We start from the raw sequence: 20648 nt of genomic DNA, 5'->3' as shown, positions 1-20648 counted from the left end.
CACTATCGATTCAAAATTAACATTCTATTTTAATTGTTTTAAGAACTGATTCCATCACAAAAAACCTAAACTTTTTCTCATGCTTTAGCTAACATACTACACATGATGGGTAAAATAATGGATACTTGACCGGATTTATCCGAGTAAATTTAATTTTATACAATAAACCCCACTGTGATGAAAATAAAGAATAATTGCAGGAACAAAGAAATTGATTTTTGTTGCTATCCGAAAAAGATCAGGCAAAAATGTAAACCTGTTAGAAAAGTGTTTTTTGGATGCTGTTTATCCCTCCTTATTATTGGACAACTTGCGGCTGCTGGCCTACCCCTACACGAAAGTGAATTTATTGGCGGAACAAATGCTGGCTCCAATAATATCAGTCTACATTTCATAAACTTTAAAGGTCCTGTAAAGGACCTGATGGCCTTAAATGCAGACATCGAAATCTCCGGAATCGTAACCGATGAAAACGGGGAGCCATTGCCGGGAGCAACCATAACCGTGCTTGGAACTACTACGGGTACCGTGACAAATATTGATGGCAACTATTCCATGTCTGTTCCGGATGATGCCACCCTGGTTTTTTCTTACATTGGGTATGAATCCAAAACAGTAGCTATCGGGTCTCAAACGACCATTAACATCACCCTTTTGCAGGATGCTTCCTCACTGGAGGAAGTGGTGGTGATCGGGTACGGTACCCAAAAGAAAAGAGATGTTACCGGGTCCGTGGTGAGAGCCAACATAGACGCTTTCCGGGAATCGCCAAATGTGAATATTGCCCAGTCTTTGCAGGGTTCCGTGCCAGGATTAAACGTGGGTCAGGTCAACCGGGCAGGCCAGAATCCATCCATTTCTGTTCGGGGAAGGACTACACTGAGTGGTAATCAGAGTGTATTAATAGTAGTAGATGGCATCATATTTACCGGAAGCCTCAGCGATCTGAATCCCAATGATATTGAATCCATAGATGTATTAAAGGATGCCAGTAGCATGGCTATTTTTGGTGCGCAGGCCGCCAATGGAGTGATCATGATTACCACTAAAAGTGGTAAAGCAGAGCAAAAACCCATATTCAATTACACCGGAACCTACACCACGCAAACCCCCACCAATAGTCTCAAGTTATTGGACAGGGAGGGATTCCTGAATAAAGTGAGGGATCAGGATTGGCGAGAATCCTTTCTTCCGCCAGATTATACCCAACCTAATCCCGATTATAATGTAGGAGCATTACTAGAACCTGCTTTATATGAAGGGTTTGAAAATGGAAATGATTTTGATTGGTGGGAAGCCGCCACACAAACAGGGTTCATTAATAATCATAATTTAAGTGTTAGAGGAGCCTCAGAATCGACTTCCTATTTTCTTTCCGGCGGCTATACCAAGCAGGAAGGATTTATCATGAATGACCAGTTTGAGCGGATCACGGCCAGAATAAACTTGGATCACCAAATTTTAGAGGGTTTTCGATTTGGGGTACAGACATTTGGCTCCTTTGCAGACAATTCCGGTGAAATTCCCTCGCTGGGAAGTATTACCCAGATGTCTCCCTTGGTTCGTCCCAGAGATGAAGCCGGAAATGTGATCTTGAATCCTGATGGATCTTTAAGATCCAACCCTTTCCTGAGTTCTTTGTCAAATGATTTTGACAAAAGAAATAACCTATTTGCCAATGTATATATGGACCTTGAAATTCCGTATATCGAAGGATTGAACTTCCGAATAAACTTTGGAAACAATTATACCTGGAGGAGGCACTACAGAAGCAATGAATTTGGTGCAGGAGCGGCAGGCTTGGCTTTTAAGCGTAATTACCATGCCTATGACTGGACTTTGGATAATATTCTAACCTACCGCAGAACCTTTAACAACGACCACACCATCAACCTGACCATGGTGGCAGGTCGAAGAGAGCTGAAAAATGAAAGCACCCAGGCAAATGGCACCAATTACACCAATTTAGGCCTGGGGTACAACGACCTCAGCCTTGGACAACTTCAATTGATCCAGTCCAGTGCCTGGGATGAAAGTTACTTGTACCAAACGGCTAGAATCAATTATGATTTCAGTGAAAAATACCTGATTACCGCCACGGTCCGTAGAGATGGTTTTTCCGGATTTTCAGAAAACAATAAATTCGGTATTTTTCCATCATTGGGGGTGGGTTGGGTGCTCAGTGAAGAAGGCTTTATGGACCAGTCGATGTTCAATTACCTGAAATTCAGGGGTTCATATGGTACGAATGGTAACCTGACAAGCAGGTATTCTTCTCTGGCAAGGGTCTCTCTTTATCCCGCATATGTATTTGGGGAAGGAGGATCCACCATTTTTGGTCAGCGTGTAACCACCCTTTCCAATGCAGATTTGTCTTGGGAGACCACTACAGGATATAATTTTGGTTTTGACTTTTCTTTATTCGATAGCCGATTAACCGGTACCCTGGATTATTATCAAAATACCACCAATGATTTGCTCTACAGTATCAATATCCCAGAAATAACTGGCTTTAACAATATCTCTACTAACGTTGGTGAGATCGCCAATAGGGGAGTGGAATTCGTTTTGAAAGGTGATGTAATGAATTCAGGCGAATTTAACTGGAATGCAAATTTTAATGTTTCCTCTAATAGAAACCGAATCGTTTCTTTATTAGGCCTGGATACTGATGGAGATGGGGTAGAAGACGATTTGATCGGCAGCGGTTTGTTTATTGGAGAATCCATCAATTCCATTTATGAATATGAATCAGCCGGAATCATCCAATTGGGTGAGGAAGGTACTCCTGGCTTTTTTGTAGGAACCCATCAGATAGTAGATCAAAATAATGATGGCCTAGTGGATGCCAATGATCGGGTGATCATTGGTAGAAACGAACCGGCCTTTAGATTTGGATTGATGAATGAATTCAGCTACAAAAATTTCACCTTCAGGTTCTTTATCAATTCTATCCAAGGCGGGAAAGATGGATATATAGGGCTTAACACAACTAATTTTGGGCAATCGGACAATGCCCGAAGAAATAATATATTCGTGGATTATGATTATTGGACCCCATCCAATCCCGATGCACTTTTCAGAGATCAGGAACAAGAGGCTGGTATTAATTACCGCTATTATAACGATCGCAGTTTCGTAAGGCTTCAGGACGTTACCCTGGCGTACAGGTTTAATCAAAACCTCATCCAGCAGTTTGGAATCCAGGGGTTGAAATTATTTGTAAGTGGAAAAAACCTGGCTACCTGGACCAATTGGGTAGGCTGGGATCCTGAAACGGGAAGTGGATTGGATCCTTCCGGATTGCCTGTAATGAAAGGTTTTTCAGCTGGTTTGGATGTCAGTTTTTAATCACCAAAAATAAAGAATCATGAAAATATTAAACTATATCATACTTTGCGCAGGAATTTTGCTAATTGGAATTTCAGGTTGTGATGAATCAGCGATTCTGGAGGAAGTCCCTTTGGATTTTGCCAGCCCGGAAAATTCCTATATTACCTTCTCGGATTTCAATGCTGCCGTATATGCGCTTTATGACCAATCCAGGGTGATTTTATCCGATGGAGAGCACAGGCCTTTGGATTATATCTATGGGACCGATCTGGGTTATAATGGTGCCAATCAACTCAATGTGCGATTCGGTTCTTATTTAGCCACTTTACTGCCCACCAGCGAAATGGTGGAATTCCATTGGCGACAATATTACCGGGTAATATCTGGAGCCAATATCATACTGAACAGAATGGATAATTCAGTCATGAGCGATCAGGAAAAATCCCTGATTGAAGCTCAGGCCAAATTATTTCGTGGTTTTGCTTATCGGAACCTCGCCCACCTTTTCGGTGGAGTGCCCCTGGAACTGGAGGAGGTAAGTTCTCCCAAAACCGATTATGTCAGGGCAAGCCGGGAGGAAGTATACTTTCAGGCCGCCGAAGATTTGGAATTTGCTGCAGCCAACCTTCCAGGTATCACCGCAGTAAGGGATGGGGAAGTCAATAACCTGGCCGCCTATCATATATTGGCTGAAGTTTATGTGACTTTGGAAAGGTGGACGGATGCAATCACAGCAGCCAGCATGGTAATTGACGATCCAAATACTGCATTGATGACTGAGCGATTTGGATCTCTTGCCAATGAAGAAGGAGATGTTTACTGGGATTTATTCAGGAGATTCAACCAAAACAGAGGAGTGGGTAATACCGAAGGGATTTGGGTATGGCAATACGAAGTGGATGTTCCTGGAGGTGCTGTTTCATCTTCAAGTAGGCAAGGTCCCCAATTGGAAAGAGACCATGCCCCCAGACCCTGGAGTTTTATAGTAAGAGATCCGTCGGGGGTCGCTCCCTTTCTACCTCTTGGTGTATCGGACAATACGGGAGGGAGAGGCATTGGTCGGTTTAGAGGTACCAACCATCTCAATTATGGAATCTGGGAGGATGATTGGGAGGATATGCGCAATTCCGAGCATAATTTTATCCGGGATGTGGCCTTTAATAACCCGGAATCTGAATGGTATGGACAAAATATTTCCGATCACATGCCTTTGTTCAGGCAATCTCTGAATGATACCATTAGGTTTTTCTATCCTTATCAGTCCAAGGTCACTACCCCTGGTCAACATCCACCTGAACTCTTTGTAGATCCAAACTTGATGACGCTGAATGCGGCCACTGCAGGAACTACTTACAGTGACCAATACCATATCCGCCTGGCAGAAACCTATCTGCTCCGCGCAGAAGCCTATCTTGGCAATAACCAATTGACAGAAGCTGCCAGTGATATCAATGTGGTCAGGGACAGGGCCAATGCCATGCCGGTAAGTTCGGGAGAAGTAGATATCGATTTTATCCTGGATGAACGAATGCGGGAATTGGGAGTGGAAGAGAAGCGACGCCTTACACTTAACCGACTGGGATTACTCTTTGATCGAACAAACAGGTATTGTGAAGGAAGACCTGATGTGACCAATTTTGGCGTGGATGTACAGCCTTATCATAATTTATTCCCCATTCCCTTTTCCGAAATTGAACGGAATACGGGTGCAACACTAGCCCAAAATCCAGGTTATGCTGCGGAGTGAAAGTGGAGATAGTTACTATTTCAGGGCTGAAATATGCGTATTCTTCTCAGTTTTGCTTAGGTATATTGAAGAACAAAACTTCAAATATAAATGAGAAAAAAGCTTAAATTACTCGGAGTATTATCCATTTTGTTGATCTACAGTTGTTCTTCGGGGGAGGAAGAGTCCGTAAATCACAGTCCTAATATCTTATTTGTTATCAGTGATGACCAGTCTTATTACCATACCAGCTTTGCGGGTAGTGATTTTGTAAATACCCCTGCCTTTGACAGGGTAGCCAGGGAAGGGGTATATTTTACGAATTGTATTGCAGGTTCGCCAGGTTGTGCGCCTTCCAGAAGCAGCATCATTACCGGCCGCCATCATTGGCAAAATGAGCAATCCGGCCAACATGCGGCCCCATGGCTCAAAAAGCACGTGCCTTTTGTAGATATGCTGGATCAGAATGGCTATATCACCGGACGTACCGGGAAGGGCGTATCCCCTTTTCAGTACGCCCGGGATAACAATGACTCACTGTGGCGGGAAACAGATGCGGCCGGAGTAATTCATAGTAACATTCAGTATGAACCAGGAACCGAAGGAGATGTAAGGCCCTCTACAGGCATCAGTACTGTGGATTACTTTGAAAATTTTAAGTTTTTTATGGAGAATGTTCGGGGTGATGCTCCTTTCTTTTTCTGGTACGGTTCCACAGAACCACATCTACCCTACGAACAGGATTTCTGGAAAAGAACTAAAAAAAAATTATCGGATGTGGAGGTTCCCGCCTTTCTGCCCGACCACCCGGTTGTAAGGGGTAATCTCCTGGATTATGCCGTAGAAATCGAATGGTTTGACCAGCACCTACAGTACATGCTGAAATACCTGGAAGGAACCGGTGAATTGGAAAATACCATCATCATCGTGACCTCGGATAATGGCATGCCTTTTCCGAGAGCAAAGGCCAATGGCTATGATTACGGAATTCACGTCCCTTTGGCTATCAGGTATCCCCGCGCATTTCCCCGGGGTCGTATAGTTGACGATCCGGTTAATTTTATTGACCTGGCACCCACCATACTTGACCTGACAAATACCAGTGCAGAGGGAATGTTGCCTATTACTGGCAAAAGTATTCGGAATATTTTGGAATCTTCCAGAGAGGGCACAGTGGATCCTTCAAGACAATATGTTTTTTCGGGACGCGAACGCCATTCCTCATCACGCTACCAAAACTGGGGGTATCCCCAGCGAGTGATCAGGAGCCAGGAACATTTATTGATCTGGAATATGAAACCCGATCGCTGGCCGGCAGGTGCACCTCAACGCATAAATCCTGAAAATGAAAACGAGTTGCTTCCACAATATGGCATCGATGAAAACGGGATACATCATTCCGATTGGGCATTTACAGATGTGGGTGCGACGCCTACCAAATCCTTTATAATTGAAAATCGGGAAGATAAGGCGATTAGACCATTTTTTGAAGCTGCCTTCGAAAAAAATCCCGAAGTGCTCCTTTATAATATACAATCGGACCCAGATTGCATGAACAACCTGGCAGATGACCCTGACTATGAAAGGATCAAAGAAGAAATGAAAGAGGTATTAATAAGCGAACTAAGAGAGACAGAAGATCCCCGAGTGGTGGGACCTGACACGGAAGTTTTTGATTCCTATCCGCGTTACATGAACATGAGAGATTTTCCAAAACCAACCGAAAATAGTACATTAAAGTGATTTCTTCTTCCTACCTTAGGAGGGTATATAATCTTTATATTAAGCCTGTTTTGAGGAAGCCAGGTCTGTCCCAAATTTGATTATGGTTGGCTCAATGTACCATAGAAAACCCGCAAGGATATCAGTTCATGTAGAGGAACTTATGGATTTGATCAGTTGTCTTTACCAAATTTGGGAAAACTGGCAGAAAGGTATGTCCAATACAATCAGATGAATAATCGATTTACGCTGTAACATTGGTATTTAATCAAGAAGTTCAGAAAAATAAAGTCTCAATTAAATGAAAAATGCCCAGAAATTACTTGTTGTAGTAACCATCCTGTTGATCTACGGCTGCTCTTCCAGCAACCAGGATTCAGCAATTAAATCTCCCAATATCCTCTTTGTCATCAGCGATGACCAGTCTTATTACCATACCAGCTTTGCCGGAAGTAAATTTGTAAATACCCCGGCCTTTGACCGGGTGGCCAGGGAAGGAGTTTACTTTACCAATTGTATCGCCGGTTCACCCGGGTGCGCGCCTTCCAGAAGCAGCATCATTACCGGCCGTCATCACTGGCAAAACGAACAATCCGGCCAGCATGCAGCCCCCTGGCTCAAAAAGCATGTACCTTTCGTGGACCTTTTGGACCAGAATGGCTATATCACCGGTCGTACCGGAAAAGGAGTATCCCCTTTCCGCTATGCCCGGGACGAAAATGATTCCCTATGGAGGGAGACAGATGCCGCTGGCATAGCACATAGCAATATACGGTATGAGACTGGTACGGAGGTCGATAAACGGCCCGCCGCTCAAATCAATTCCCTGAATTATTTTGAAAATTTCAAATATTTCATGGAAAATGTAAGAGAGAATGACGATCCTTTCTTCTTTTGGTATGGGGCCACCGAACCCCACCGGGCCTTTGAGCAGGATTCCTGGAAACGCACCGATAAAAAACTTTCCGATGCGGAAGTTCCCGGCTTCCTACCCGATCACCCCATAGTAAGGGGGGATCTCCTGGATTATGCTGTGGAAATCGAATGGTTTGACCAGCACCTGCAGTACATGCTGGAATACCTGGAGGAAACAGGAGAGCTGGACAACACCATTATTATCGTCACTTCAGATAATGGCATGGCTTTCCCGAGAGCAAAAGCCAATGGTTATGACTACGGTATCCATGTCCCCTTAGCTGTCAGGTATCCTAAGGCATTTCCAGGAGACAGAATGGTAAATGATCCCGTTAATTTTATTGATTTGGCACCTACGATTCTGGATCTGACAGAAACCAGTGACGAGGGCATGTTGCCCATCACGGGAAAAAGTCTCCGGCACCTATTGGAATCAGAAGAACATGGAGATATCGATCCCTCCAGGAAATATGTCTTTTCGGGGCGTGAGCGACATTCTTCCTCCCGCTATGAAAATAGGGGCTATCCACAGCGGGTCATTCGCAGTCAGGATCACCTGCTGATCTGGAACATCAAGCCTGATCGCTGGCCCGCAGGTGCCCCTCAGCGTATCAATCCCGACAACCAGGATGAGCTCCTTCCCCTTTATGGAATGGATGAAGATGGCGAGCATCATTCCGATTGGGCATTTACGGATGTGGATGCGGCGCCTACAAAATCCTATCTTGTCGAAAACCGGGATGATGAAGACGTGCGACCGTTTTTTGAAGCAGCTTTCGAAAAAAACCCGGAAGTGCTACTATATGATATCCAATCGGATCCCGAATGCATGAATAACCTGGCCGATGATCCGGAATATGCCGAAATCAAAGAAGAATTGCGGCAGGCCCTGTTGGCCGAGCTGAGGGAAACAAAAGATCCGCGGGTGGTAGGTCCCGATCCGGAAGTTTTTGATTCTTACCTGCGTTACAGCCCCATGAGGGAATTTCCAAAACCAATCGAAGGAAGTACACTAAAATGAACTTTTTACATCCGTCCGGACGGGCTTCAATCGTTTTGCTTTTTCTACTACTGCTGAGCAGGTGGATTATGGCCCAGGAAACACCCACTGACAGGCCAAACGTACTCTGGATCACCTGCGAGGATATCAGCCCCTACCTGGGCAGTTATGGCTTTGCACAGGCGCACACGCCAAACCTGGATAAGCTGGCAAAAAGGGCTATCCAATTCAGTAATGCGTATGCCAATGCACCTGTATGTGCAGTAGCAAGGGCCACAATCCTGTCTGGAATGTATGCCTCCACTACTGGTACACACCAAATGAGAACCAGGGTGCAATTGCCGGAGCAGATCCCTGCCTACCCCAAAATATTAAGGGAGGCAGGCTATTATTGTACAAACAATAGCAAGAAAGATTACAATTCCAACTTTATCAATGACCCTGAACTATGGGACGAATCCAGCAATGAAGCGCATTATAAAAACAGGGCAGCGGATCAGCCCTTCTTTGCTGTTTTTAATCTGACAGTTACCCACGAAAGCCAGCTTAGTAAGCAGAGAATAGACCATTATGTGGAAAATGAAATGATTCCGGAGAAACCGCGAATCGATCCAGCCGACATTCAGCTTCCTCCTTATCACCCGGATCTTCCTGAAATCAGGGAGGACTGGGCCCGTTTCCATGACCTGATTACTTTGATGGACAGCCAGGTGGGGGACTTGCTACAGGAACTGGAGGATGCGGGACTTACTGAAAACACCATCGTTTTTTTCTACTCGGATCATGGAGGGCAGCTTTCCCGATCCAAGCGGTATATCTACAATGTGGGCACCCAGGTGCCCATGATGGTACACCTTCCCGACAAATGGAAACACTTGTCATCTGTGTCAGCGGGAGAGGTGGACGGGTCATTGGTTAGTTTCGTGGATTTGGCACCCACTTTACTTTCCATCACCGGAAATGAAATTCCTGCCATCATGCAGGGAAAATCATTTCTGGGAAAGGATTCCGAAAAATCACCTGAATTTGTCCATTTTTTCAGGGATAGAATGGCGGAGCGATACGATTTCTCCAGAGCAGTGACGGACGGAAAATACTATTTTATCAGAAATTTTATGCCCCACAGACCCAGAGGCAGGGATTCAAGGTACGGCTACCAGGTACAGGCCAATTGGAGGGCTTATGAGGCGGCTCATGAGGAGGGTAAAACCGATGAGGTTCAGTCTCAGTTTTACGAGCCAAAGCCTGTGGTGCAATTTTTTGATACCAAAAATGATCCCTGGCAGGTGACAAACCTTGTGGATCAGGCAGCACTGGAAATCCGGATGGAAAAACTATCCAAAGAACTGGATCGCTGGATGGTGAAGACCAGGGATGTGGGGCTGATCCCGGAACCCATGTTTCATGAACTCGCAGGTGCCGAAAAAAAATATGCCACACTGTATGAATTCGCCCAAAGTAAAGATTATCCTATCCGGAAAATACTGAAGGCAGCCAAAACCGCAACGGTTGAAAGCACTGAAAATTTACTTCCGTACCTTAAGGATAAAAACCCCATCATCCGGTATTGGGGAGCTTATGGGATTTTTCTAAATCCGGATCAAAGCGATGTTCTGCAAAACAGTTTGAAAGCCATGGTCAGGGAAGATGAATCTGCAGCCAATAGAATCATGGCCGCACAGGCACTTGGGCTATGCGGAGACCCGGAGGCAGCTTTTGAAGCGATCATGAAGGAAGCAAATGTTACAGATAACGGCTACGTCTTACTCCAGGCCCTCAATGCCTTTCAATACAGCCATACAGATGACCGGCTTAGCCTGGATCATTGGAAAGCTTTTAAAGAAAAAGAATTTGTATCAGGAGATCCCGGATCTGATTTGGGCTACCCCCAGCGCATTATCGATGATGCGATCGCACTTTTTCCGGAACGTAGAAAGGTCTATTGAACGCAAAAAATATGGGCGGAATTGGAGTCGGTATGGAAATATTGCTGCATGTTTCGAAATATAGGTCCCAATTCGGTATATTTATATCATGGATACCAAAAAACCCGATACAGTCGAAGAACCTGATTTTGATTACCAGGGCTATTCCTATGCCGACTACCTTACCTGGCAGATGGATGAAGTGGTCGAATTGATCAAAGGGAAAATTTTTAAAAAAGCAGCTGCTTCTCCGAAAAGGATTCATCAAAAAGTTTCGGGCGAGTTATTTTTAAGGTTAGGTAATTTTCTGAAAGGGAAAAAATGCCAGGTTTATTCTGCCCCATTCGATGTGCGGTTTCCAACCTCATCCCAAGAAGATAAAAAAATATACGATGTTGTTCAGCCCGATATCTGTGTGATTTGCGATCCAGGAAAACTGGATGAGCGAGGTTGCATCGGAGCACCAGACCTGATCGTGGAAATTTTATCTCCGGGCAATAGTAAAACCGAATTGAAGCATAAGTTTGAGCTGTATGAGTCTAACGGAGTCCGGGAATATTGGATCATCCATGCGGAAACCCGGGATTTGCTCATTTATAGCCTGATCAAAGGAAAGTATGAGCCTTCGCGGCTTTTTACCTCCGGAGATGTAGTGGAATCAAATGTAATCAAAGGGTTTGAGTTGGATTTGGAAGCGTTTTTTGAAGATATCGATTAGTCCTTAAAATCATTGCATTATCCGATAAAGAACAAGTATACAACAGGTTGATCCTGTAGAAGTTAGTTAATATTTTAACCAGGATAAAGTGTGAAAGTTCGTAAATATGGAGAAAAGCGGAAATTGCAGGAAAATAGACGACGACTCCATCGTTTTGTCAAAAAACGGCAACGATTGACTGTTTTGTGATAGATCCGGTTGCATTTTTCGAAATATAGGTCTCATTTCGGTATATTTATATCATGAATACCAAAAAGCCCGATACTCTCAAAGAACCGGATTTGGAATACAGTAACCATTCCTATGCCGACTACCTGACCTGGCAGATGGAGGAAGTGGTCGAGCTGATCAAAGGGAAGATTTTTAAGAAAGCTGCGGCTGCTCCCAAACGCATCCATCAGCGGATTTCAATAAAGTTAGCTGCTAAACTCTATAACTTTTTGGAGAAAAAACCCTGTCAAGTTTACAATGCGCCCTTCGATGTGCGCTTTCCAAAGTCATCCAAAGAAGATAAGAAAATACATGATGTGGTACAGCCGGATATTTGTGTGATTTGTGATCCGGAGAAATTGGATGAGCGAGGTTGCATCGGAGCACCGGACCTGATCGTGGAAATTTTATCTCCGGGTAACAGCAAAACCGAATTGAAGCATAAGTTTGAGTTGTATGAGTCTAACGGAGTCGGCGAATATTGGATCATTCATGCCGAAACCCGGGATTTGCTCATTTACAGCTTCATCAATGGAAAGTATAAACCTTCTCGGCTTTTTACTTCAGGGGATGTGGTGGAGTCCAGGGTAATCCAGGGATTTAAACTGGGTTTAGAGGAGTTTTTTGGGGATATCGAATAATGGAGATACCAATCCTAATTCGGATAAGGCCAAAAACGCAACTAGTGGATTCGGCGGAAGTTGCTAACTAGTTGAACATGGATAAAAAACCTGGCATATCACCTGGAAAAAGCTGGTGCCAACCACACATTCCGAACGTTTTTGGTTAATAAAATTTAAAAAAAAATAGTTTTGATAAATGAACCCGATACAGGGTTTTGTGCGACAAGAATTTGTAATTAATTTGATCCAACAGGTAAAATGATTTTAATTATCAATAATTTTTTAAAAATGGAGGAGCCGATTATTAAACACTATTCTAAAATAATATTTATCCCCCTTTTTATCTTCATCAACCAATCGCTCCCGGCCCAGGACATAATGCGTGGTAATTTTTGGAAAAAACAAGTATTGTCTGACGTATTGGAACCCTGGACCGAATTTGCTCAGGACAAGGAATTTGGATCATTTCATGCTATTCTGGATAAAGACTGGAAAGTAGGGGAAAAGCAGGAAAAATACCCGGGAATGATCGCCAGGCATCTTTTTTCCTATGCGCTTGGTTATCACATGACCGGTGATGAAAATTACCTTGGATTGGCTCAGGAAACCTTTGACTATTTGATCAATAAGGGCTGGGATCATCAATACGGCGGCTGGTTCTATGAATTGGATCGCTCTGGAAATGCCGTGTCTATGGACAAAGACATGTTCATGAACGCCTATGCCATTACCGGAATGGCGATGTTATATATCGTAACCCGGGATAAGGGGGTGAAATATTACCTGAACAAGAGTATTGAAGTTATGGAAAATCATGCCTGGGATGATATTCATGGCGGAGGTTATTTTCATAGCTTAAATCGAGACTTCAGTATCGCAAACCCGGATAAGGTGTTTTCCCCACAATTGGCACCTATATCGGGTTATTTGCTCTACTTGTACGCCGCAACACGGGAGGAAAAATACCTTCAAAAGAGTGAGCAAATACTGGAGATGACCCTGGCCCTCATGGAGGATCAAAAAAGCGGCTGGATCATGGAGGGGTTTGACCGGAATTGGAATTCCCTTGAACAAATGAATGAAATGATGAATACAGGCCACAATGTGGAAGTAGCCTGGATGCTTATGCGGCTTTATGCAATTACGGGTAAAGAACACTACAGGGATCAGGCATTAAGATTGAATGAGCAACTTTTAAAATATGCGTTTGACAAGGAAACGGGTATTTGGTACCATAAAGTCCGAGTTGATAATCCGGAAATTCATAGTGAAGACAGCCCCTGGTGGGTGCAAGCCTATGGGAATATGTTTCAACTTTACCTTTATGCCTTTTCTGAGGGGACGGAATCATTGAATAACTTTAAAACAGGGGCTTCTTTCTGGAACGATAATTTTATTGATAAACAAAAAGGAGGTGCTTATTTGAGTGTAGATAAGGAAGGAAACCCTATCAACAGCAGTAAAGCAGTAGTGACCAAGACCTCCTATCACTCGGTAGAAATCGGATTTTTGAACATGCTTTACCTGGATTATTGGGTAAATGAGCAGCCTGTTACATTGTATTATCACATAAACTCAGCGGATACGGATAAGCTGTTTCCCTTGCTTTTGGAGGATTTTAATTATGAGATAAAAAGGGTAAGGATAGACGGGAGGATTTGGAAGAAGATTGATCCAGATCATGGCAGCATTCGATTACCAGAACGAGAAAATTATACGATGGAAGTGGTTTTGCAAAAAAAAGGCATTTGAAAATTCCACAGGCATGGCTCGAAAAATCGGTAGAGAGTAGTTTCTACTTAACCGAAAGGCCTGCGAAATTTCAAATGGGTGAAAACCAAAACAATTCATTTATATGAGGGCTATTCCAGCCTAATTTGGAAAATTTTCTTATTAAACCGTAAAATTACCCGGAGAAAGCCTTCTTCCTCTGATTCCGGAAATTTTTTGTTATTATTGCCGTACCGGGCCAATGAATTCATCCCGAACTACTCGTTGTTGAAAAGACCTGCATGAGAATAATGAACCCAAAAACCCAATACCTACATTCTCTTCTTTGCTCCCTGCTTTTTATCTCTTGTAGCCCAGGGGAGCCGGATACCTCGCCGGATCAGACTTACCAGAGCCGGCTCAACAACCATACGGACTGGGGGATTTACCGCGGGCATTCATCCGGCATCCAATATTCCGAGTTGAACCAAATCCATACCGGAAATGTACAGTCACTGAAAAAAGTCTGGGAATACCACCATGGCAATCCCGTGGGACCTGGCATGTATGCCAATCCAATCGTTATCGATAGTCGGCTTTATTTCACTACTCCGGAAGTAAATGCCGTCGCACTGGATGCCACCACCGGAGAGGAATTGTGGATTTTTCGACCGGATGATTACCGGAATGATGAAAGACCTTTTCGAGGTAGAAATCGCGGCCTCACCTACTGGGAAGATGAAAAGGGAGATAATAAACGCATCCTGAACTTTGTGAAGGATCGTGTTTACGCTATCGATGCCCTCAGCGGTGAGCTGATTACCTCCTTTGGAGAAAACGGATGGATCGATTTGCGGAAAAACCTGCCCCAGGATCCGGAGCAGGTAGACTTTGAGGCCACTACCCAAGGCATGGTGTATAAGGACATGCTCATCATCGGTGGAAGAACCCCCGAGGGAGCACCATCCACACCTGGGGACGTACGTGGATACAATGCGCTAACCGGGGAATTTAAATGGATATTTCATACCATTCCCCAGCCCGGAGAATTTGGCTACGATACCTGGGAATTTGAAGAAGGTGTGAGCTATGGGGGTACCAATCCCTGGGGTGGGTTGACAGTGGACGAAGAAAGGGGCTGGGTGTTTTTTGCGACGGGTTCTCCTGCACCGGATTTTATTTACGGCGGGATGCGCAAGGGAGAAAACCTGTTTGCCAATTGTGTAGTTGCCCTGGACGCCAGCACCGGCAAGCGCATCTGGCATTACCAGACCCTGCGGCACGACATCTGGGATTACGACTTGCCTCCGGCTCCCGTATTGGCTACGGTCACTGCAGACGGGGGGACCCGGGATATCGTGGTACAACTCACCAAGCAGGGGCTTACCTTTGTGCTGGATCGGGAGACAGGTGAACCGGTGTTTCCGGTGGTTGACCTGCCCGTTCCTCCCTCCAAGGTACCTGGAGAGGAAGCCTGGCCCAGCCAGCCTTTTCCTTTAAAACCACCTCCGCTGAACCGGACCAGCCTTCGTGAGGCAGATCTGAGCAACATTACGCCTGAAACGCGGGAATATGTGCTTGAGATCTTCAGGCAGCACGAAACCGGTCCCCTGTACACCCCGGCCTCCAGGGCAGGAGTGATCACCATGCCGGGTCATCAGGGCGGTGCCGAATGGGGTGGCGCCGCATTTGATCCGACTACCAACGTACTGTATGTCAATATCAACGAAGCCCCCACCATCCACAGCCTGGTTCCCCTGAATGAGGAGGCGGATACCGCTTCTGCCTCACAACTTTTGCGAGGTCAGGCATTGTACAATACATCCTGTACCGCCTGCCACGGGATCGACAAAAAAGGCAACCTTCCCCTCTATCCGCCACTTCAAGACCTGCAGATCAGTGATGATTCCATCAAAGCCGTTCTGACTTACGGCCGGGGCATGATGCCTGCGTTTGCCAGGTATTCAGAGCGGCAGCTCGAGGACATTGTGGCTTACCTGCGCCAAAGTGCAGGAGACCGGGAGCAAGACAGGGCTGCGAATACTTCAGACAATACCAACCAGGTACCACGCTATGCAAATGTGGCTCCCTTTTTCGTGGACCAGGATGGGTATCCCGCCATTGCCCCTCCCTGGGGCACCCTCAACGCTGTTGACATGAACAAAGGGGAGATCCTGTGGAAGGTTCCTTTAGGAGAGTATCCTGAGCTGGTGGAAAAAGGGATTCGGAATACCGGTGCCAAAAGCTTCGGCGGCCCGGTGGTGACGGCCGGAAACCTGGTGTTTATTGCCGGCACTCCGGATGAAAAAATCCGGGCTTTTGATACCTTCTCCGGACAGGTGCTGTGGGAATACCAACTCCCCGCAGGAGGCTATGCCACTCCCAGCGTCTACCAGGTAGCTGGAAAACAGTACCTGGTCATTACTGCCGGCGGGGGAGGGAAAAACGGTACCCCTCACGGAGATTCCGTCATCGCCTTCGCCCTGCCCGATTGATGAAACCAGGCGTATACTTTCACAAAAACCTAAAATAATGATGAAATCACCAACCCTTACTTCCTTTTTACTGCTTCTTTATACAGGCTTCCTTGCACCATTCACAATGCCGGCTCAGGAACCGGTCTGGCAATCCCTATTCAACGGCAAAGACCTTAGCGGCTGGAAGGAATTGAATGGAGCCCATAAATGGGAGGTAAGGGACGGAATGATCGTCGGGAGCACCGTTCCGGGTCAGCCCAACGGATTTTTGTGCACCGAGCAGCAATTCGGTGATTTTGTGCTCGAGTTGGAAGTCTCCGTGGATACGCTGATGAATAATTCGGGCATTCAATTTCGATCCCAGAGCTACCCGGAATACAAAAGCGGCCGGGTGCATGGCTATCAGATGGAAGTAGATCCCAAGCCCCAGCAATGGAGCGGGGCCATCTATGAAGAAGGAGCCGACCGGGGCTGGATTTACCCGCCCGAGAAAATGGGTCCGGCAGCTAAAGGGGCCTTCAAAAGGGATGATAAAGACGGTTTTCAATGGAACCATTACCGCATTGAAGCGGTCGGTCCCATTATCCGAACCTGGGTAAACGGGGTGCCCGTTGCCCATTTGGAAGACGATCGCTACCTCCGGGGATTTATTGGCCTGCAACTGCATGCCAACAATGAAAACGATCCCCAGGGTAGTTTTTCCATCCGGTTTCGCAATATCCGAATCCAAAAGGGAAGCCTGGCGCTCAGACCAATGGAAGATCAGGTTCTGGTGGTCAGCTTGCTGCCTTCCTCCGGGGAGCCCCGGGCACAGAACCCCCTTTCCCTTCGCATCGAACAGGATCGGCAAGCCGGTCGTATCGCCGTGCGTGCAGCAGACAAAACAGCACCCATCCTGACCCAACGGACAATATCGGACCAACGGCCCTACCTGCATCCCATTCTGGCACCAGATGGAAAGGGAGAGCTGACCGAATACCGCCCGGACCACCATCCCCACCAAACCGGCATTTACTGGGGCCTGAAGCGGGTAAATGAGCGCGATTTCTTTATGAATTGGAACCGGGATTATTGGCGGCGGATATCGGCAAGTGTGCAGCAGGACAGCGGGGAGAAAGTTCGTTGGCAGACCATATACGAAATGCTTGATGAAGCAGGAGAGGTTCTTATGGTGGAAACCCAAAACTGGTCCCTACAGGCCTATGCCGACCGCTACGTACTGGACCTGGAATGGCAGGGGGAAGCCAAAAAGGAGGTGGTAATGGGTAAATTTTATGTGGGAGGCCTGTTTGTACGCATGCCCTGGGTGCCCGAGACCATAGGTGAAATCCTGGGTGCTTCCGGACAGGAAGGGATGGAGCTGGAAGGTCAGCGGGCCATCTGGAGCGATATAGGCATCAAGCTGGATGGGAGGGAGGATTTTGCCCGGATTGCCATCCTGGATCATCCGGACAATGCGGCTTTCCCCACACCCTGGCGTGTAGACAGCCAAATGGGCCTGGGTCCTTCCCGGCAAATACTGGGTGACTGGGGCCTGGCAGCCGGAGAATCGGAAACCATCCGCTACCGCCTGCTAATTTATACCGGCCCCGAAGACAAGGCCCTGAAGGCGGAGGCCTGGAAGGATTTTTTTGGAGGAAACTAATAAAATTAGTATTCTGGGGTGTTTAAAATACTATAGCATAGTTTAAAGAGAAGTGAAGACTTTAATTTTTTTCAATGTAAAAATTTAATTATTATTTATTATTTTATTATTTTAAATTCATCATTTTGTCAATATAATAAACAATTTCACCATATTATATAAGGGTTTTTTAGGGTTTGCCACCCAACGTCGGCGATGTGAAAGTGAAAAACGACATTAAACAAGTGAGTAGCCAGGTAATTTACGAGCCTGATTGGTCTTGTTATCACTTTATTCTTAATAACATGAAACCTACTGTTAAACTGATCTTAGTTTTTCCTATGTTGTTGTTTTGGTTTTGTGGTGATTTTATGGAAGAAGATATTAATTCTAATTTTCAAAATTCAAGCGATGCTCAAAATCATGTGAAGAATTTTAAAAATCTATCTCCAGAAGACCCTTTAGTTATTAGCGCATTAAGTTCTTTAAATCAAAAATCAAATGATAAGAAACCGCCTAATATATCATTGAGAGTTTCAAATAATTTAGGAGATATTGGATTGTTTGAATTTGAAAATGGTAGGTCAGCAGTTTCTTTTACCTTTCAAGATGAATATGAAGAAGTGTTCGTACAAGTCTTGGATTCCGGAAAAGAAGCTGATTTTATTTTGGCTAATTTTAATGAATATAATGCTAAAGATAGAAGTAGACCTTCAATTTCATTCAAATCTTTGAATAGCGGAAATCAATTTATCTATAATTCAGAAGCGTTGGGATTAAATTCAGACCGTCCGAGCTTGAAAGGATAGGGAAATTGTATGGATAGTGCTATAGATAAGCTTTTTGATGATTGGGATGATGACCCGGTTGGAACGTTTGGGTGTTGGGTATTAAGTCCCTTTTGTGTAGTTGGAGCTGCATTAGGATGTGCCATTAAAGAAATAAGTAAATAGATGATGAAAGAGATATTAGTTATTCTAGGATTAGCTGCGCTGGGAGTCATTGTTTTTGCTGCGTTAAAAGTCCTTTCTGATCATTACCTGTACGGTTGGGGAATTTTATTTAGTGCCTTTGTTTTTATAGGTACCTTGATTTACTGGTTTATTATTGTAAACAGGAAAAAGCAGCAAAGTTAATTCAGGGTTGTGTCCTAAATTGGTAATACCAAATACTAAAATTTTGGTTAACTACCATCAGGTCGGTGGCTTTAGCGGCAAAAAAAAATAGCAGGTCCACTATTTTGAACCTCCTACGGATGAAATGTATTTTGTCAGGAGGTGAATAAACAAATCATTTAGGTTTTATTCCTACCCAGCAGCCATTTAAACCCATAATAGCTTACATAGAACCACCTATCCCAGCCCCTATGGAGGTGTAAAAACCGATCTCAAATGGATTAAAAGACCCGTAGGATCCAAATGCCATAAATAAAGTGGCCATGGCTACACTCCCAATTATAAATCGGTTTTTTAGTTTTTTGATTTTAAAGGAAATGTTCATGATTTGATTGAGTGGGCTATCCAAACTCGGAATGAGGCTTCTTCCCAAAGGTGAATTATTTGGAAGGCAACTTTCATTCTTTTGATCGATTAGTTGCAACATGCAATATCAATTACTTATTAAATCTAATAAGCAATCGCTAAAAAGTCAACCTCCAATTCGGCATACAAATGGGCCTGCTATATGGAAGGTTAGATATAAGGTATTCTTTTTGCTAAAGCCAGATTCCTGTTGAGGTAATATTCATTTAGAACCTGGATCCTTATAGTCAATTGCCTACTGCTTCAGCTGCAGTTATTATATATGAAAATTCATTGAACTCCCTATCTCTTCTTCCCCTTAAGCTCCAATTGCATGTCCCGGACCGCCCGGACCAGCTGCTGCAGGTCGGTTTCGGGTTCGGGGATTTCTTTGCTGGTATAGGCATGAAACTTCCAGATCTCTGCTACCTCGTCCACAGGCACGGTATAGGGGGCAAAGATGGGGTTCAGGGAGCGAAGGAGTAGCTGCCCTTCAGCCTGTAAGGTCACCAATTTAAAAACAAAGTCCTGCTGTCCACTCAGGATCACCACACAGGGGGTATCCGGCTTTAGGGCCGTCCAGTCGTCCTGGTACCTCGTGATGATGTCGCTGCCCCCCGGAATGGGCAACATGGAATCCCCCACAGTAGGAAATATCCGGTAGGTACCCTGTCTCGGTAGATTGGGTAAGGAAAATCGGGGTAGGGAGGCAATAAACTCAGGGTCGTTGTACCCGGAAAGGTAGCCTGCTTTGGCTTTGATGGGTACGTATTCCACATTTTCCTGGTTACCTTTATCCACGCTGATGGCCAACACCCGCAGGTTGCCGCCCCGCATGTAAACGTCGTTTCCCGCTTCCAGCTCCCGCAATTTTAGTTCCCCCAGTGTGCGCAGGTCTACCCGTATCAGGCTGTCGATGCTGATACCGAAATAGCTGGATATCGCCAGAAAATCCTCGGGAGCAGGCGCCTTGGTCTGCCCGGATTCCAACGCATTGAGTTTGGACCTGGTCAGTTCCAGGTCTGTTGCCAGCCCTTGCTGGGTCAGCCCCCTCCGGTCCCGGAGAAATTTCAGGTTTCCTGGAAAAAAGTTTTTTGACTTTTTCATCGAAGTTTGGTATTATTAGAGTCAAAATTTTGTTATGA

Annotated in this window: 14 protein-coding genes; 12 read left to right on the top strand and 2 right to left on the bottom strand. The window is 45.1% G+C overall.

Going from position 1 to position 20648, the window contains the following annotated elements; genetic code table 11:
• Window positions 1-177: 177 nt before the first annotated feature.
• From HUJ21_RS18115 to HUJ21_RS18060, 12 genes are all read left to right on the top strand, one after another.
• Window positions 178-3351, top strand: a complete 3174-nt coding sequence (locus HUJ21_RS18115; RefSeq protein ID WP_291371975.1) for a SusC/RagA family TonB-linked outer membrane protein — start codon at window positions 178-180, stop codon at window positions 3349-3351.
• Between the two features lie 19 nt (window positions 3352-3370).
• Window positions 3371-5080 carry a RagB/SusD family nutrient uptake outer membrane protein gene (locus tag HUJ21_RS18110; protein ID WP_291371974.1) on the top strand — a complete coding sequence of 570 codons (1710 nt, stop codon included), beginning with the start codon at window positions 3371-3373 and terminating at the stop codon, window positions 5078-5080.
• Window positions 5081-5170: 90 nt separating this feature from the next.
• Window positions 5171-6802, top strand: coding sequence for a sulfatase (locus HUJ21_RS18105; protein WP_291371973.1), 1632 nt, complete (start codon window positions 5171-5173; stop codon window positions 6800-6802).
• 280 nt (window positions 6803-7082) lie between these two features.
• A complete protein-coding gene (locus HUJ21_RS18100; protein WP_291371972.1) occupies window positions 7083-8717 on the top strand; it encodes a sulfatase in 1635 nt (544 codons plus the stop codon).
• Window positions 8714-10642, top strand: a complete 1929-nt coding sequence (locus HUJ21_RS18095) for a sulfatase-like hydrolase/transferase (RefSeq protein ID WP_291371971.1) — start codon at window positions 8714-8716, stop codon at window positions 10640-10642. Before HUJ21_RS18100 ends, HUJ21_RS18095 begins: the two co-directional genes overlap by 4 nt.
• 88 nt (window positions 10643-10730) lie before the next feature.
• Window positions 10731-11339 (top strand): Uma2 family endonuclease, encoded by a 609-nt coding sequence (locus HUJ21_RS18090; protein ID WP_291371970.1) that lies wholly within the window; start codon window positions 10731-10733, stop codon window positions 11337-11339.
• Between the two features lie 242 nt (window positions 11340-11581).
• On the top strand, window positions 11582-12190 hold the full coding sequence (locus tag HUJ21_RS18085; RefSeq protein WP_291371969.1) for a Uma2 family endonuclease: 609 nt from the start codon (window positions 11582-11584) through the stop codon (window positions 12188-12190).
• Between the two features lie 270 nt (window positions 12191-12460).
• Window positions 12461-13924 (top strand): AGE family epimerase/isomerase, encoded by a 1464-nt coding sequence (locus tag HUJ21_RS18080; RefSeq protein WP_291371968.1) that lies wholly within the window; start codon window positions 12461-12463, stop codon window positions 13922-13924.
• Between the two features lie 269 nt (window positions 13925-14193).
• Complete coding sequence (locus tag HUJ21_RS18075) at window positions 14194-16377, top strand: PQQ-binding-like beta-propeller repeat protein (protein ID WP_291371967.1); 2184 nt, start codon at window positions 14194-14196, stop codon at window positions 16375-16377.
• A gap of 37 nt (window positions 16378-16414) precedes the next feature.
• A complete protein-coding gene (locus HUJ21_RS18070; protein ID WP_291371966.1) occupies window positions 16415-18004 on the top strand; it encodes a family 16 glycoside hydrolase in 1590 nt (529 codons plus the stop codon).
• 284 nt (window positions 18005-18288) lie between these two features.
• Window positions 18289-18792 carry a hypothetical protein gene (locus HUJ21_RS18065; protein ID WP_291371965.1) on the top strand — a complete coding sequence of 168 codons (504 nt, stop codon included), beginning with the start codon at window positions 18289-18291 and terminating at the stop codon, window positions 18790-18792.
• A 144-nt stretch (window positions 18793-18936) separates the two neighbouring features.
• Window positions 18937-19119, top strand: a complete 183-nt coding sequence (locus HUJ21_RS18060; RefSeq protein ID WP_291371964.1) for a hypothetical protein — start codon at window positions 18937-18939, stop codon at window positions 19117-19119.
• Between the two features lie 202 nt (window positions 19120-19321).
• On the opposite strand, the gene HUJ21_RS18055 is transcribed toward HUJ21_RS18060, so the two are convergent.
• Both HUJ21_RS18055 and HUJ21_RS18050 read right to left on the bottom strand, forming a co-directional pair.
• The gene (locus tag HUJ21_RS18055) at window positions 19322-19585 is read right to left on the bottom strand and encodes a hypothetical protein (RefSeq protein WP_291371963.1); all 264 of its coding nucleotides are present in this window, start codon (window positions 19583-19585) and stop codon (window positions 19322-19324) included.
• A gap of 221 nt (window positions 19586-19806) precedes the next feature.
• Window positions 19807-20610 carry a helix-turn-helix domain-containing protein gene (locus HUJ21_RS18050; protein WP_291371962.1) on the bottom strand — a complete coding sequence of 268 codons (804 nt, stop codon included), beginning with the start codon at window positions 20608-20610 and terminating at the stop codon, window positions 19807-19809.
• Between the last annotated feature and the right edge of the window lie 38 nt (window positions 20611-20648).

Origin of the sequence: Cyclobacterium sp. (genome assembly GCF_014762705.1) — a bacterium.
Classification (GTDB): domain Bacteria; phylum Bacteroidota; class Bacteroidia; order Cytophagales; family Cyclobacteriaceae; genus Cyclobacterium.
The sequence above is the reverse complement of the archived record's forward strand: the minus strand, read 5'-3'. Positions and strand labels throughout refer to the sequence as shown.